Consider the following 17247-nt stretch of genomic DNA (forward strand, 5'->3'; position numbering starts at 1 on the left):
TTTCTATTTAATGTGTGTTTTTATATAGTTTGCTACGCCATCTTCTTTACTTGATAACGTAATGTAATCTGCGATTTTTAATACTTCGGGTTTTGCATTAGCTACTGCAACTCCCGTACCAACTTTACTTAACATTTCAATATCGTTATAATTATCACCAAAAGCAATAGCATTTGAGATATCTATGTTATAGTGATTTTTTAATAACAATTCAATAGCAGTAAATTTTGAGACTTCTTTGTTGGCTATTTCTAGATAAGTAGGCTTAGAACGATATAAATGTAATTGAGAATCAAAATGAGTTTCTAAATATGAAACAATAGCATCTATTTCTTGTTCTTCTCCCATGCACATAATCTTATGAGCACCTTTTTGTTGTGTTTCCCAGCGTTCAATAGTTTGATGTATGGGAGTTACAGTAGGTTGTACCTTTGTATTATTTGCTTCTCTATTTGCCCAATAATCCATTTGAGGTACATGCCATTCGTCATTGTGATATAAACTGATATGAGTATTTATCGTTTGATTATATATGGCTAAGCTTTTTACAATATTGATAGGAATGCTTGTAGAGTGTACCGTTTTATTATCTACAATAACTAGACCTCCATTATAACAAATAAGAGGGAGATGAGTAATTGCTAATTGTTGTTGTAAATGTCTCATAGCACTAGGCATACGCGAAGAAATAAGAATAAACGGTATTTTTTCTTTAATACGTTTAATTTCAGTAAGTGTTGCATGAGATAATTCTCTTTCGGCATTTAATAGAGTACCGTCTATATCAGAAAATAAAATAGGTTGCGACATGAATGGTCTTTTGAATGGGCTTATTGCATTACAAAATCAGTAATGGTATCAATTACTTGTGGCATAATTTCTCGCCACGGTTCGTTATAAGATTTTTGATTTTCTAAACTACTTTTAGATACCTGAGTAAAAATATGATTCATACCTTCAAGCATGAGATATTTTGCTTCTGGTACAGCAGTTTTTAATTTTTCGTATTCAGATAAGGTAATTTGTAAATCATTATCACCTTGAATTAGTAAGATAGGAACTTCTAATTTTTGTATTTCTACAGCAGGATCATATTTCATCCATGATCTCATAAAAGGTTGTAAGTTATATCTAAAAATAGATCCTAAAGCAGGTTGGTAACTTACCGCACGTCCTTTTTCTCTTAATTCTTTAAATGCTTTAGCTGCATTTTTATCTAGACCAGGTGCTTGTACTTTTAATTGATCTATAATTACGTTATCTATAGATTGTCCATAACCAGCCAAAGATATAAAACCATCTGCATTGTCATTTTGAGCAGCAATCATACCTACTAAAGCTCCTTGACCATGTCCTGCGATGATTATTTTTGAGTAAGCATTATTATTTCTGAAGTATGAAATGATAGTTTTAACATCGGTAATAAAGTCATTAAATGAAATATCATTTTCATAAAGACCCAATTGGTCCATTCTAAACAAACGCTTATCATACCTATAACTGGCAATACCTTTTTGAGCTAGTATTCGAGAGAATTTTTTGAAAGTGTCATTTTTAGACATACGTTCATTACCATCTCTATTAATAGCTCCTTGATCCATAATAAAAATAACTAAAGGAATTTGGGCATTAGAAAAGGGAGTGATAAGTGTACCATCTACATATTGATTAATCCTTACTTGAGCCGAGTTAAATTCTCTTTCTTGAGAAAAAGATAAGCTACTAATACATAGTAAAAGAAAAAAAAGGATATGTCTCATCTAATTGTTTTGTTTATAAAATAAAATGCGATGCTAAATAATAACAAATTACAATAAAAACGTATGTTATAACTAATAATTGTTAAAATAATAGTGACAAAGATAATATACATACTATAATTAAAAGGAAGAGTAAAAATTAACGGTACTATAACAAAAGGCTTTTATATATTTGCCATCTCCGTTTTTTTACGGAAATACCAGAGTTAATAATTTAGTTTAGATAAATGAAGTTACGTTTTTTAGTATTTTTTTTAGTATGCTTTTCCATACAACTTAGTTTTGGAGCAGATTTTTTTTGGGGAAAAACAGGACATAGAGTTACAGGAGAGATTGCATCTCAACATTTGACTAATAGAGCTAGAAAAGCTATTTTTAAATTGCTAGATGGGCAAAGTTTGGCTATAGTCTCTACATATGCAGATGAAATTAAAAGCGATAGACAATACAAAAAATATAGTCCATGGCATTATGTTAATTTTTCTTTTGACAAAAAGTATGGAGAAGAACAACCTAATGAACATGGAGATTTAGTTAAAGGAATTGAAAAATGTGTGGCCGTTTTAAAAGATCCTAAAGTAGCAAAAAAAGACAAAGCTTTTTATTTAAAAATGTTGGTTCACTTTATAGGAGATTTACACCAGCCTTTGCATGTAGGTAGAGGAGAAGATAAAGGCGGAAATACTATTCAAGTAAGATGGTTTAATAAAGGATCTAACTTACATAAGGTTTGGGATAGTGAAATGATAGATTCTTATGGGATGAGTTATACCGAATTAGCCAATAATAAAGCGGTGTTGTCTAAAGAAGAAATTAGAAAGATAGAGAGCGGAAGTGTGCTTGATTGGGTGAATGAATCTCAAAACTTAGCAAAAGAAGTATATAAGACTGCAAATGTAGGAGAGAAACTAAGGTATAGATATTCGTATGTTAATTTTCCTATAGTAAGAGAACAACTACAAAAGGGAGGAATTAGATTAGCAAAAGTTTTAAATGAAATTTTTGGATAAAGAGCAAGTATCTATCATATAATAATTATAAAAAAATCGAGGAACTTCCTCGATTTTTTTTGTAGATATAGTAATAATGTAATCATAAACAAGGGAATGTTAAGTTAAGTTAATCATTGCTTGCAAGTGCTTCTTTTCTAAATTGCTTAGGAGAACTTGCAAAATGTTTTTTAAAAGTTTTGGTGAGGTGACTTTCATCGGTATATCCTAACTGATATGCGATTTCTGCAATTGTAAAATCAGTATGCAATAAACGATGTTTAACGAGCTTCATTTTATATTTCGTAATGTATTGATGAATAGAATCTCCTGTTTGTTTTTTGAAATAAGTACTAATAGAGCTTTGTGACATATTAAATTTATTTGCCATATAATTGATTTTGGTAACATCATTATTATAGATGTTTTGATGAATATGGCTTAAAATGTCATCAATTTTACTACGCTCTAGATTCACAGAAGAATCTTTTTTCAATTTTTCATACGATTCAGAAATATTTCTTACAATTAAACTTAAAATAGTACTAATTGCATTAGAAATAATTTCTCGATGATAAGTTTGCTCTTGTCTAAACTCGTGCATGACCAGTTTTTGAATATCCCATATTACATTGCGATCTTCTTCATGAAAGATGGCATCTCCAGGTAAAATATTAGGACGATGTAAAATCTGTTCAATACGTTGTAACCAATATTTTCTATCCGGAAGATTAATCTTATTTGAAAACAATAACTCAGTAAATTTAAAACAAGTAAATCTAGTGCGTTCTTGTATATCAAAATGGTGCGTATCTTCTGGGGCTAATAAGAAGATATCTCTTGATTTGTAAGGGATTTTACTATCATTAATAGTATGGAATCCTTTTCCATTTTCAATAAAAATGATCTCAAAATAATTGTGACTGTGAGGCTCGGATTTCCAAATATCAAGCTCACTTTGATCGACGACAAAGGTCTCATGTAATGTATATCTGTTCATAATCAGTGGGTTAATATTTTAAAGTTACAAAAATAAAATGAATAAAACTAGACCTTATCTACTTGTTTAAAATAACGATAACGTTTGCGTTTGTTAATAAATAAATTAGAAGTAGATTTTTATACCATTTTTTTGAAGGAATATACAAGAGCTAGTTACGGCTACGGTAATACCTTTGTGCCGCTTTACATTAAAAATTTATCATTTTGAAAATCAATGCTTTAGTGTTTTTTGTTTTTAGGATTATTATAGGTCTCAGTTTTGTGATTTATGGCTTGTATAATGCAATACAATACGAATCATTTATAGGTAGAATTGAAACTTATTTTGGACAAGTAAGTTTTTTTAATATTGGAATTATTGAAACATTAGCACCTTTAGTTCCTTTTGAGAAATTTCTTATAGGCCTCCTGTTAATTTTAGGATATGCCACACAGAAAGTTACCAAAATAGCAATCCTATTATGTAGCTTTTTTACGATCTTTTTGATAGATGCACATCAATTTAATTTGGCATTAATTTATGTAGTGTTTGTAATGATGATGTTAGTGATCTTAAAAGATGAGAAAAATATATATGCGCTTAATGCAAAAAAAGAGCCGTATATGTTTTTATAAAATGTAGAATATGTAAATCATAGAGTTTTTTTTCATAAGTAACATGTTTGTTTGATTAGTTGGTTAAACCCCTTAGTAACGCAAAGGGGTTTTTTCTTGCCCTTATGAAATTAAAAACAGGAATGATGATATGTTTAATTTAAGAAATGAAGGATAGTTTTCTAAAACGTAAAGCATTCCAATTATGATCAATACTTATTTTTTGCACAGGCTTGATTAAATAATCACCAAGTACACCCCATCCATTTTTTCTTGTAAGCTTGGTTGTATATATTTTTGAATTTTTCTTAGGATAGGCAAACCATAAGGTGGCATCGCCTATTAAACGAGGATATAAGGTTTCAATTCGTTTCTCTATTTGATCTTTCTTGGTTACAAAAACCAAAGCAAAATCAACCTCAGAAACTTTAACTAGAGATTCAATGATGCGTATATTAGATAGTTTATTCAGTTCTCTATCAAAGCCAGAAGGTTCGTTTAAAATTAATATCTCATCTAAATTAGGAGAAAGTCGTAATTTTTTAAAAAGTGGAGTAATCATGACGAGTTTTTTAAGGTGAGCTATATAAAGATACAAAAAACAACACTTTTTTTTGTTAAAGTGTTGTTGTTCATTGGTTTATTTTTTGATTCCTATTTCGGATTCGACTCTGTTTTTAAACGTATAAGAGACTCCCTTTTTATCTTTTTTAAAGATAATGGTGTATAATAGCTCTTTGAAGATGAAAGTGTTTTTTGAAATAGGATAAATGGCTAATTTATCTTTTCCTTTAAGTTGACTATATAATTGATTTCCTTCACGTGAAATAATACGTATAGTACCATCTGTAAAAGTATAAGTGCCAACCCATTTTTGTAACTCTTTATTTGTGAGTTTAACCGTATTTTTTAATTCAGGAAAAGGTTTGTTTATTGCCAAAGCAGCAATTTGAGTACTTGTAGTAGTAATGGGTAAATTACAACTACAGTTGGATAACATCGCTACATAAACATCTTCTTGAGGTAAATAAATAGCATTGCTTATAAATCCAAAAATACCACCAGAGTGCTCTATGGTTGTACTGCCATTAATTTCATTAATATGCCAACCATAACCATAATGAATAGGTGTTCCTGTAGTCGTGGTATAATTAGTAAAAGCCTGTTGTGTAGAACTAGGGGAGAGCAAAGTATGATTTGTAATAGCTTTTTGCCAAGTATACAAATCTTCTACAGTTGAGAGTAGTGATCCAGCCGCATAAGGAATTGTATGGCTAAAATGTGGAGGATGGATATATGTATTTTTATCTCGTTTTAAATAACCTTTGGTTTTATTTTTTATTATTTCATAATTGTTAGTATAATATGAATTTGACATTCCTAGTTTTTTAAAGATATGTTCTTCTATAAAATCCTCATAAGATTGACCAGAAACTTTTTCGATAATATATCCTAAAATAACATAACCAGAATTACTATAAGAGTAACGTTGCCCAGGATCAAAATTAGTAGGTTCGTTTTTGAAAAAATCGATAAGTGCTAGAGGAGATAAATCTTTATGTTGTATACTATCCATATTAAGACGAGTATAGTTTTTGATTCCAGACGTATGTGTCAATAATTGATGAATTGTTATGTTTTTATCTTGTATAGGATAGTCTGGAAGGTATTTTGTGATCACATCAATTACATTCAACTTTTGCTGTTCTTGAAGCATAAGAATACTTACTGCGGTAAACTGTTTAGTAATAGAACCTATTTTAAAAACGTGTTTAGGGGCTAAAGAAATATCTAATTCTAGATCAGACATACCTATGGCTTTATTGTAGATAATTTCTCCTTTTTTTGCCACCAAGATTGCAACACCTGGAGCAGTTGTAGAAAAATTAGAGTGTAATAAACTATCTATTTTATGTTCTAATTGTTGTGCTTGACCTGTGATGGTAAGACTTAAACATAAAAAAAATGCAACTAAATGTCGAAGAGTCATAAGGGTAAAATTTAATTTCTTTTATAGACAGAAGAGATAATCTCTTGGTTACATATTACAATAAAAAAATCCCATTTTGAAAACCAAAATGGGATTAATAATATCATCTAAATTTGTATTAGATCAAATCATAACTACGCTTAACAAATGCAGTAAGTTCTTCACCTTTAAGCAAGTTTTGTGATAGTTTAGCTAAATCAAGAGCTTGTTTAATAATAGCCTCTTTATTAGTGTCTTCTTTTTCTGTCATGATTTTACTAATTAAATCATGATTGGTATTAACAACAAGGTTGTACATTTCTGGCATATTACCAAACATGTTCATACCGCCACCACCAGTTTGTTGCATTTCTTTCATACGGCGCATGAATTCTGGTTGAGTGATCATAAACGGAGCAGAAGAGCTATCCAATGCTTCTAATTGTACCGTATATGATGTAGCAGGAACAACTTTTTCTAAATCAGTTTTAAGAGTTTCTTTTTCTTCATCAGATAATTTAGAGATTGTCTCTTCATCTTTCTTGATAAGATTATCTACATGATCTGCATCAACACGAGCAAAAGTGATTTTCTCTTTACTAGTTTCTAATTTTTGGATTAAATGAGAAACAATAGGAGAATCTAATAAAAGAACTTCGTATCCTTTATCTTTTGCAGCTTGGATATAAGTGTGTTGCTCATCTTCGTTAGAAGCATAAAGAATAACTAATTTATCGTCTTTATCTGTTTGAGAGTCTTTGATTTTTTCTTGAAGCTCTTCAAATGTAAAGTAACTTCCGTCTACAGTAGGATATAATGCAAATTTGTCTGCTTTGTCAAAGAACTTATCCTCAGATAACATTCCGTATTCGATAACGATTTTGATATCGTTCCATTTCTTTTCAAAATCTTCACGGTCATTTTTGAAAAGAGAGTTAAGTTTATCAGCTACTTTTCTTGTAATATAGCTTGAGATTTTCTTAACAGCACCATCAGCTTGTAAATATGAACGAGATACGTTAAGCGGGATATCTGGAGAATCGATTACACCTCTAAGCATTGTTAAGAATTCTGGTACAATACCTTCTACATTATCAGTAACAAATACTTGGTTTTGGTATAATTGGATTCTGTCTTTTTGTAGATTCATATCCTGACCTAATCTAGGGAAATATAAAATCCCTGTTAAGTTAAATGGATAATCTACATTAAGGTGTATGTTAAATAAAGGTTCTTCAAATTGCATAGGATACAATTCTCTATAGAAACCTTTATAATCTTCTTCTTTTAATTCGCTTGGTTGTTTTGTCCATGCTGGAGAAGGGTTGTTGATGATATTGTCAACAGTTACTTTTTCTGGTTCAGCATCTTCTGGTGCATCCTCAGCTTTAGGTAATGTTTCTTCTTTAGTTCCGAATTTAATCGGAATAGGCATAAACTTATTATACTTTACTAAAAGTTCGCTAATTCGACTTTCTTCTAGGAACTCTGTAGAATCTTCTGCGATGTGAAGTATAATCTCTGTACCTCTATCTGCTTTTTCGGCAGTTTCAAGAGTAAAAGTAGGAGAACCGTCACAAGTCCAATGTGCAGCAGGTTCATCTTTAAAAGACTTTGTGATAATTTCTACTTTATCTGCAACCATAAAAGCAGAATAAAAACCAAGACCAAAGTGACCTATAATACCTGTATCTTTGGCACCGTCTTTATATTTATCTAAAAACTCTTCAGCTCCAGAAAAAGCTACTTGATTAATATACTTTTCAACTTCATCTGCAGTCATTCCTAGTCCTTGATCTATAATATGAAGCTTTTTATTTTCGCTATCAATTTTTACTTCAATTCTAGGATCTCCATATTCCACCTTTGCTTCACCAATATTAGTAAGGTGTTTTAATTTTAATGTTGCATCTGTTGCGTTTGATATTAGTTCACGTAAAAAGATTTCGTGATCAGAATATAAAAACTTTTTGATGAGAGGAAAAATGTTCTCTACCGATACATTAATACTTCCTGTTGCCATGATATTTAAAATGTTTTGTTTAAAAATTATAAGCCTTTTATATCACAGAATTATGATAAAAGACAATAGCCTTTTTTCAAAAAAAATACCAAGATTAAATAGCTGCCAAAATGACATTTAAAAAAAAATAAAAAAAATGTAAGTAATAAGAAAAGTGATCGACTACAGTAATGACATAGATTTAGATGATTGAATTTTTAAGATGATTTTTTTGCTTAAGAATTTTAATTGGTCAATAAATGAACGGTTAAAATTGCTATGAAAAAGAAGAATTAAGCAAAATGATTTTGATTTATGAATTGATAGTAAACCCCAAGCTGTCAATTCATAATTTTATGATACAAATAAAACATCCTTAAGAGATGTAATGTTTAAAGAGCAATCATAACTGAGCTAGTACTGATATACTTCATGAAATTTACTACACTAGCCGGTTTGTTTGTTTATTTATTGGTTAGGTTGTTAGAAAGACATGTAGTGATTGACATGTCTTTCTTCATTTTTATACCTTTTATTTCCTGTAATATATACAAATAATAACTTTTTATAATAGTAAATAAAGATTTCAAGTGTTTGTTAATTAGTTGTTTATATGTGTTTGATACGCTTTTTTTTAAGATATTATATAAATTAGGTACTTTTGCCTAGATTTACAAAATATTATGCATGCATATAAGATTAGAATATATTGCTTTACGAAAAATATAATAATCTATATCTTGTGATAGTAAATCAGTAAAGAAAATAATAAAAAAATAGAACATATACAATTAATACTATGTATACATCAAAAATAGTTGGACTAGGAAGTTATGTGCCTGAAAATGTCGTGACAAACGATGATCTTTCAAAAGTAATGGATACAAACGATGCTTGGATTCAAGAAAGAACAGGAATAAAAGAAAGAAGACATATTAAAAAAGGAGATGGTAATACTACTGCTGTAATGGGAGTTAAGGCTTCAGAAATTGCATTAGAAAGAGCAGGATTAAAACCAGAAGATATTGATTTAATTGTCTTTGCTACATTGAGTCCAGATATGTATTTCCCTGGATGTGGAGTACAAGTTCAAGAGATGATGAATATGAGAACAATTCCTGCCCTTGACGTACGTAATCAGTGTAGTGGATTTGTATATGGATTATCCGTTGCTGATCAGTTTATCAAAACTGGGATGTATAAAAATGTATTGGTGATAGGTAGTGAAAATCACAGTGGAGGATTGGATATGACAACTAGAGGAAGAAGTGTTTCTGTTATTTTTGGTGATGGAGCAGGAGCAGCAGTATTATCTCGTAGTGATAAAGAAGGTCATGGAGTATTATCTACACATTTACATAGTGAAGGAGCTCATGCAAAAGAATTAGCTTTAATGGGACCTAGTACAGAACATTGGGTACCTGCACTTATAGAAGAGAATCCACAAGAAGATATTCCTTATTATCCATATATGAATGGTCAATTTGTATTTAAAAATGCAGTAGTACGTTTTTCTGAAGTAATTAACGAAGGATTACAATCTAATGGATTAAATACAACTGATATTGATATGTTAATACCACATCAAGCGAATTTGAGAATTTCACAATTTGTACAAAAGAAATTCCAATTGTCTGATGACAAGGTTTACAACAATATCCAGAAATATGGAAATACAACAGCAGCTTCAATTCCGATTGCTTTGACAGAAGCTTGGGAAGAAGGAAAGATTAAAGAAGGAGATACTGTAGTATTGGCAGCTTTTGGTAGTGGATTTACATGGGGTAGTGCTATTATTAAATGGTAGATCACATTTAAAAATATGATAAAAAGAAAAACGCGAAGAGAACCTCTTCGCGTTTTTTATATATGTACTTAAAAGTTATTTTTATCTTGACGGTTAACTCAAACAAATTATAACATTGATATGTACTATTTATTAAGAAGACGATGAAAAAAGAAAACTATTACACTATTTTTTAATAATTATGAATTATTTTTAAAATATTATTTTTTTTGACATGTATAGTTTTATTTCTGTCTGAATTATAGATCGTTATCCTATAATATTCCTCCTCCTGACTTCTCGTTATTATCTCTTCTTTTTCTAGCTAACTTTCTGTTTTTACCGCTTCCAAAACGATATGATAATCCAAAGTATACTGTTTGTGTTTCTCCTTGAAATTGTCCTTCTTGAGGATAAGGTAAATCACTATGGAATCTAAACTTCATGGTATTGAATATGTCATTAAAGTTTACACTAGCTGTAGCTTTTCCTTTTAAGAAATTATAACGAGCACCAGTGTTTACAAAATAGAACGGTTTTGAGTTAAATTGTACTCCTTTTTGCGAACTTCTATACATTCCGAATACTTGGAAAGTTAAGTTTTTTGTCGCTTTTAAATTGTTATTGATTCTAAAGTTAAAAGCTGTATTAGATACCTCTCTAAATGTTTCTCCTACCACACCTTTTTGTGTTTGACTGTATAACTCAAAACTAGTATTGAAATTCCACCATTTTGTAGGACGATAATTACTTGAAATCTCAAAACCATAAGAAGAATTATCTTCAAAGTTATCAGAGATTAAGATTAATCTATTTTCATCTTCTGGATCAACTAAAAAAGTTTGGTTGATTTCGTCATTAATTAATCTATAAAATACACCTCCAGTAATAGAACCTTTATTAAGCCTACGAGTATAATTAAACTCTAATGAGTTTGTAAATTGAGAATCTAGAGAAGGGTTTCCTCTTCCGGTAACTCTTGCAGTACTAAATTCTCTAATAGGATTTACTTGATTCAATCCAGGACGATCAACTCTACGACTATAACTCAATTGGTAGCTATCTTTTTCTTGTGGAGTATAGCTAATGAATGCTGAAGGATATACCGTAAAGAAATCATCTTCAAAGTTTTCGTTTGTAGAAGATATAGCCTCTACATTATAGTTTTCTAAACGAGCTCCTAATTGATATGACCATTTTTCAAAGTTTTGACCATAAGTTGCATACAAAGTATAGATATCTCTGTTGTATTCAAAAGTTGAATTGTCAAAGAACGTTGATAAGTAAACATTGTCAGTACGTTGTAAACGAACTTCAGATCCTAATTCTAATTTAGTTTTTTCTGATAATGGATTTACATAATCCAAGTTGATTACTGTATTGTTTCTTTCATTATCAATGATATCTCTATAAGGTGTAAATCCTGTTGATCCGGTAAAATCATCAATATTATCTTGTTTAAAAGTACTGTGGTTAACTTCTAATTCAATGTTATGCCCTTCTTTTTTAAAATCATGCTTGTAGTCAAAGTTGTAAGTAGAATTTGTGTTTTCTTCATCATTAATTGTCGTTTGACTAAAATCATTTTGAGTATTACTTAAGAATAATAAATCTGTAGTAATGTTATTGTCTCCGTTAAATAAGTTTTGATTCGTATAAAAAGATACTGTATTGCGATCATTGATATAGTAATCCAAACCTACTTTGAATAAATGAGAAGTGTTATCTGTTAAGATGTCAAATTCTTGTCTTGTATTATCGTCAAATCGGTTTAACTCTCCTCGTTGTTGATTTTTAGAAATGTTATTTCCATAACTACCATAGATATTTACTTTTCCTGTTCTATAGTTAAGATCTAAAGAACCATTAAAACGTGTGTTTTCGTCATGATTAACACCTAGATTAAGGTTTCCGTTAAATCCAATATTACTATTTTTATGTAAAACGATATTGATAATACCACTCATTCCTTCAGGATTATATTTTGCAGAAGGATTAGTAATAAGTTCTACTTTTTTGATAGCTGTAGACGGAATTTGTTTAAGCAATTGTGCAGCAGATACATTAGTAGGTTTTCCATCTACCAAAATACGTACGTTTTCATTTCCGCGTAAAGCGATATTTCCATCTTGATCAACATTAACAGAAGGGATGTTATTCATGATTTCGGCAGCACTACCTCCAGTAGTAGTTAAATCTTTACCGATATTAATCACCTTACGGTCAATTTTTTGCTCAACTGTAGTACGCTCTGCTACAATTGTTACGTCATCTAGAGTCGCTACTTCTTCTTCAAGAAAGATAGTTCCTAGGTCTAAATCTTTGTTTTTGCGACTAATAACAATAGGTTGACTAAATGTTTTGTAACCTATAAATTGAACTTTAAGGGCATAATTTCCGTTAGGTATATCATTAATAATGAAATTTCCATCTTCTTGAGTGATACCTCCACTTATAATTTTTTCTGTAGCGTCGTTAATTACTATTGTTGCATAAGGAATAGCTTGTTGTAGATTCTTATCCATTACTATTCCTTTTACAGATCCTACTATTGCATTATCTGGAGATGGTTGAGCCGTGGCGACAAAACAACACCAAATTGATAATAAGAATACGATTAGATTTTTACTTTTTGTTTTCATAATGATTATGTTGTTGGTCATGCATTGTACTTTGTATTGCATAATACAAATACATGGATTGCTAAATTTTTAAAGAGATCGATAACTTTGTTTCTTATAGAATGTATGACGAGCCTTGCTAAAATCTGTTACAGTTAATTTCTATTTTAACAAAAAATAAAGAAAATAAAGACGATTGTACTATTATTAAAAAGTTGTAAGGTGTTGATTTGTAGTGTTTAAAATCTTTTTTTGTGAAAAATAAGGTTAAAAGAGAGTGTGTTAATAAAATTAGCAATTTTATAAAAACTTATAAATGAAATGATTAAACTATATCATATAAAAACAAAAACCGCTACAGTATATGTAGCGGTTTTTTTATAATAACCAAATAGTAACACTAACCATCAACTATGAATAAAATTTGATTATTAAGTAACTAACTAACTAAATTTATGAAAAATCATAATCTTTACATATAAGACGTTAGTTAAAAACTCTTGTTACAATGTTTGTATTTTTTTAACAAAAAAGGATATGCTTTTAACTTTTCATAGCATTATCCAGTGTTTAATAGATGTTTCCCAATTTGAGAACAAATATACATTATATATTATTGTAAAACAGTAGTTTTTTTAGAAATAAAAAGTAATCCTAGAAATGTAATAAAGCCATTGAGAATAAGTATGAAAAATTGAAACTCAAAGCTAAAATACAAAGCAGAACAATAATCAATACCATAAGCCATAATTGGAGCTATTACAGCAATTAAAGGAACTAGGTGATCTCTTACTTTTAGTTTTGTAAATAAACCAAAAGCATATAGCCCTAAGAGAGGCCCATAAGTATAACCCGCAAAAACAAAAAGTTTTGCAATAACACTAGCATCTTTAATGATATATTTAAAAACGATAATGACAAGGGCTAATATTAAAGAGAAAAGTATATGAATTTGTTTACGTAATGCTATTTGTTTTTTAGTATCATATTTTTTTTCAATATTGAGAATATCTATACTAAAAGATGTTGTTAAAGAAGTGAGTGCACTATCTGCACTACTATATGCTGCGGCAATTAAACCTAGCACAAAGAATATGGCTATACCAAAACCTAAATTACTTTGTGTAGCGATAGTAGAAAATAACTGATCTTTCTGGGCATCAATACCATTTATAGAAGCATAATCTGTTAATAATAACCCTAAAGCTAGAAATATAAAGTTAACGACGGTTAGTACTAAAGTAAACCAAAACATGTTTTTTTGAGCGTCTTTAAGTGTGCGACAAGTAAGGTTTTTTTGCATCATATCTTGATCTAGTCCAGTCATTACAATTGCAATAAAAGCACCAGATATAAACTGTTTCCAGAAATATTTTCCATCTTTAAAATCTTCAAAGAAAAACATTTTAGAAAGTTCGCTATCCCATACATAATTAAACAATCCTCCGTTTTTAATCCCTAAGTCATCTGCAACATAATAAATGGCAACACCTACAGCAATAAGCATAAATAGCGTCTGTAAAGTATCTGTCCAAACAATAGTTTTAATACCAGATTTAAAAGTATACAACCAGATTAATAAAATAGTGATAATAACGGTTACCCAAAACGGAATACCCATAGCATCAAAAAGTATACTTTGTAACACATTGGCTACTAAAAATAACCTGAAACTAGCACCAACAATCCTAGAAATTAAAAAGAAAGAAGCGCCTGTTTTATAGGAGTAATACCCAAATCTATCTTCGAGATAAGTATATATAGAAGTAAGGTTGAGTTTATAATATAGAGGAAGTAAAACTGTACCAATAACCAAATACCCTAGAATATACCCTAAAACTACTTGCATATAGCTAAATTGAGAGGCTTCAACCCAACCAGGTACAGAAATAAAAGTAACACCACTTAAAGAAGCTCCAATCATTCCAAATGCAACAACATACCAGGGAGATTGCTTATTAGCTTTAAAAAAAGCATCATTATCTGCATTTTTTCCAGTAAAATAAGAGATAAGAATAAGCACTCCAAAATAAGCTGCAATGAGTAGTAGTATATGTAAAGGCTGCATAGAGACTAATTAAATTTGATATTGAGAAAAGCAAAATACAAATTTAGACTACAGGTTCAAAAAGGAATACTATTTAATAGAAAAAAACCACTACAATCATGATTATAGTGGTTAATTTATTTTTAGATAATAATTACAGTACTATTATTTATATACTGTATATTTTATTACACAAGAATTATCCCCTCTTCTACATGGCCAGTAGATTACATCTGCTGTAATAAATGCTGCAGAACCATAAGTATTTACTAATTCATCAACGTGATCTTGTGCATCATCTTGGTACTGATCAAGATTGATATCACCATCACTGTCTACATAATAGATCATACTTTTGTATGTTTCTATAGTAGCTCCTGTTGGAGGCCATATCTTAGGATAGGTAGTACAGTTTTGAACATAACCTTCAAAAGAAGAAGGGCTTTCACCACAATCAATGTCACTACTTAGTGTACAGCTAATTCTCTCAGTAGGATTTTGAGTAAGCTTGTCGAGTTCTTCTTGAGTTGCTTGACGAGTAGTTGTAGTACCTACTAACTCATAAAGATTCTCTGTAGTTTGAGCAGGAGTTAATTCTTCTTCTTGCTTAGAACAAGATAGAATTGTAAGGGCAGCAAATACCATTACGATAGATGATTTGATTTGAAATTTCATTGTTTTGATTTTTTAGATTAAATGATGATGCAAGTAACTAAAGCTTTGATCAATGACCTAATCAAATATTTTAAGTGATTGTTATAAAATACAAGGTGTAATGGGTTAAAATTCATGGTTTTATAAGCTAAAATTAATGTTTAGGTGAAGTGTGTTTTGATTAAAATTAGAAGAAGTAATAAAGATCAAACTTTAAAATTATAGTAGAATTAAGAAACAATATTGAATGAAGGATAGTCATCCTAGGATTTTACTCCATGATATACTAAATCAAAGATTTTAGCTGGTTCAAGAGTGATTGTTGTGAGCAAATTATGTTTATAAGTAGCGTTAAATACAGAAATCTTAGATAGTTTACAGGTAACAGATATACTCGTTATAAAGTTTATATAGAGAATCCTTTTAAATTTTAGATTCAATCCCACTCATGTCTCATCGCTAATTACTCGTCACTTATACAAAAACACAACAATTAGTCTTGATCCAGTATAAGTAAGTATATAATTAAAAAAGGATTACAAGTTATCTTGTAATCCTTTTATTTAAGGGTGAAAGATCGGTCTCGAACCGACGACCTCCTGAACCACAATCAGGCGCTCTAACCAACTGAGCTACAATCACCATTTAATTTCCGGGTGCAAATATAATTCTTTTTATTAATTTGACAAGGGATTTTGTTATTTTTTTGGATCAAGTTCAAAAGTTGTGAGTGAATTATATTTAGGAATAACGGATGTAGAAATCTTAGATAGTTTACAGATAACAGATATACTCGTTATAAAGTTTATGCTTAAAACCCTTTTTAATTTTAGATTTAGTGTTTTATATTTTAGATTTTAGATTCAATCTCACTAATCTCTCTTTCCTCATTTTTGAGGAAAACAATAAATAATGAAACCAAAAAAGCCTTACTAAATAAAAGTAAGGCTTAAATTTAAGGGTGAAAGATCGGTCTCGAACCGACGACCTCCTGAACCACAATCAGGCGCTCTAACCAACTGAGCTACAATCACCATTTAATTTCCGGATGCAAATATAATCATATTTAGGCTTTATACAAAGAAAAAATGACAAAAAATGCATATTAAATAAGGTCAGAAATAGAATCTACTGCTACATAACGTTCTACAGTAAAACCTTCGGCATGATCAACACCAATTAAACGACCTAAATCGGCAGCTCTATATGTTACACTGTCTAGAAAATTACTACTTGTAATAGGAGTTTTAGGTTCATTACTGTTTGGATCAAAGAATTGAGAGCTGTAAGCAAGTACACTTTCTACCTTTTTATCCATAAATCCACTAATATCTACAACAAAATCTGGAGTAATAGGTTGCCATTGAATATAATGATAAACATTCTTAGGGCGCCAAGCTTCTTGATCAATCCCGTTAATAGTAGTTTCAATACGTCTTAAACCTGACAAAAAGCAAGCGTCACTAGTAAGTTTACTTCCTTTACCATGATCGATATGTCGATCTGTAATCGCATTACACAATACAATTTTTGGACGATATTTACGTATCATTTTGATGATCTCTAATTGATGTGCTTTGTCATTAACAAAAAATCCATCTTTGAAACCTAAATTTTCTCTAACACTAACGCCTAAAATTTTTGCAGCATTGGCAGCTTCTTGATCTCTAATTTCTGGAGTACCTCTAGTACCTAATTCACCTCTGGTAAGATCTATAATTCCTACTTTTTTACCATTAGCAATTTCTTTGGCAATAGTACCCGAACAACTTAATTCTACATCATCTGGATGCGCACCAATAGCTAGTATATCTAATTTCATA

The 17247-nt window shown here is 30.1% G+C and carries 13 protein-coding genes and 2 tRNA genes; 3 read left to right on the top strand and 12 right to left on the bottom strand.

Annotated features, from left to right (window positions below):
• Positions 1–3 precede the first annotated feature (3 nt).
• Positions 4–810 (bottom strand): Cof-type HAD-IIB family hydrolase, encoded by an 807-nt coding sequence (locus ACYEKI_RS14010; RefSeq protein WP_459211823.1) that lies wholly within the window; start codon positions 808–810, stop codon positions 4–6.
• 20 nt (positions 811–830) lie between these two features.
• Positions 831–1760, bottom strand: coding sequence for an alpha/beta hydrolase (locus ACYEKI_RS14015; protein ID WP_459211824.1), 930 nt, complete (start codon positions 1758–1760; stop codon positions 831–833).
• A 227-nt stretch (positions 1761–1987) separates the two neighbouring features.
• On the opposite strand from ACYEKI_RS14015, the gene ACYEKI_RS14020 reads away from it, so the two are divergent.
• Complete coding sequence (locus ACYEKI_RS14020; protein WP_459211825.1) at positions 1988–2770, top strand: S1/P1 nuclease; 783 nt, start codon at positions 1988–1990, stop codon at positions 2768–2770.
• Positions 2771–2879: 109 nt separating this feature from the next.
• Here the strand turns inward: ACYEKI_RS14020 and ACYEKI_RS14025 are convergent, their stop codons facing one another.
• Complete coding sequence (locus ACYEKI_RS14025) at positions 2880–3749, bottom strand: helix-turn-helix domain-containing protein (protein ID WP_459211826.1); 870 nt, start codon at positions 3747–3749, stop codon at positions 2880–2882.
• 206 nt (positions 3750–3955) lie between these two features.
• Between ACYEKI_RS14025 and ACYEKI_RS14030 the strand changes: the two genes are divergently transcribed.
• Complete coding sequence (locus ACYEKI_RS14030; RefSeq protein WP_459211827.1) at positions 3956–4366, top strand: hypothetical protein; 411 nt, start codon at positions 3956–3958, stop codon at positions 4364–4366.
• A gap of 139 nt (positions 4367–4505) precedes the next feature.
• Here the strand turns inward: ACYEKI_RS14030 and ACYEKI_RS14035 are convergent, their stop codons facing one another.
• From ACYEKI_RS14035 to htpG, 3 genes are all read right to left on the bottom strand, one after another.
• Complete coding sequence (locus ACYEKI_RS14035) at positions 4506–4907, bottom strand: hypothetical protein (RefSeq protein ID WP_459211828.1); 402 nt, start codon at positions 4905–4907, stop codon at positions 4506–4508.
• Positions 4908–4985: 78 nt separating this feature from the next.
• Positions 4986–6335: a serine hydrolase domain-containing protein gene (locus ACYEKI_RS14040; protein WP_459211829.1), complete on the bottom strand. Its 1350-nt coding sequence runs from the start codon at positions 6333–6335 to the stop codon at positions 4986–4988.
• Between the two features lie 118 nt (positions 6336–6453).
• Entirely contained in the window at positions 6454–8337 is a 1884-nt protein-coding gene (gene htpG / locus ACYEKI_RS14045; protein WP_459211830.1) for a molecular chaperone HtpG, read from the bottom strand.
• Between the two features lie 778 nt (positions 8338–9115).
• Between htpG and ACYEKI_RS14050 the strand changes: the two genes are divergently transcribed.
• Entirely contained in the window at positions 9116–10123 is a 1008-nt protein-coding gene (locus ACYEKI_RS14050) for a 3-oxoacyl-ACP synthase III family protein (protein WP_459211831.1), read from the top strand.
• Between the two features lie 254 nt (positions 10124–10377).
• On the opposite strand, the gene ACYEKI_RS14055 is transcribed toward ACYEKI_RS14050, so the two are convergent.
• The 6 genes from ACYEKI_RS14055 to bshB1 all read right to left on the bottom strand — a co-directional run bounded on the left by ACYEKI_RS14055 (position 10378) and on the right by bshB1 (position 17246).
• Positions 10378–12744, bottom strand: a complete 2367-nt coding sequence (locus tag ACYEKI_RS14055) for a TonB-dependent receptor (RefSeq protein WP_459211832.1) — start codon at positions 12742–12744, stop codon at positions 10378–10380.
• A gap of 592 nt (positions 12745–13336) precedes the next feature.
• A complete protein-coding gene (locus ACYEKI_RS14060; protein WP_459211833.1) occupies positions 13337–14791 on the bottom strand; it encodes a sodium:solute symporter in 1455 nt (484 codons plus the stop codon).
• 144 nt (positions 14792–14935) lie between these two features.
• Complete coding sequence (locus tag ACYEKI_RS14065; protein WP_459211834.1) at positions 14936–15445, bottom strand: hypothetical protein; 510 nt, start codon at positions 15443–15445, stop codon at positions 14936–14938.
• A 546-nt stretch (positions 15446–15991) separates the two neighbouring features.
• Positions 15992–16067, bottom strand: a tRNA-His gene (locus tag ACYEKI_RS14070).
• 316 nt (positions 16068–16383) lie between these two features.
• Positions 16384–16459: transfer RNA gene (locus ACYEKI_RS14075), tRNA-His, on the bottom strand.
• A gap of 70 nt (positions 16460–16529) precedes the next feature.
• Entirely contained in the window at positions 16530–17246 is a 717-nt protein-coding gene (gene bshB1 / locus ACYEKI_RS14080; RefSeq protein WP_459211835.1) for a bacillithiol biosynthesis deacetylase BshB1, read from the bottom strand.
• Position 17247: the final 1 nt, after the last annotated feature.

The organism is Aquimarina rhabdastrellae (assembly GCA_947387485.1).
In the GTDB taxonomy this organism is placed as follows: domain Bacteria; phylum Bacteroidota; class Bacteroidia; order Flavobacteriales; family Flavobacteriaceae; genus Aquimarina.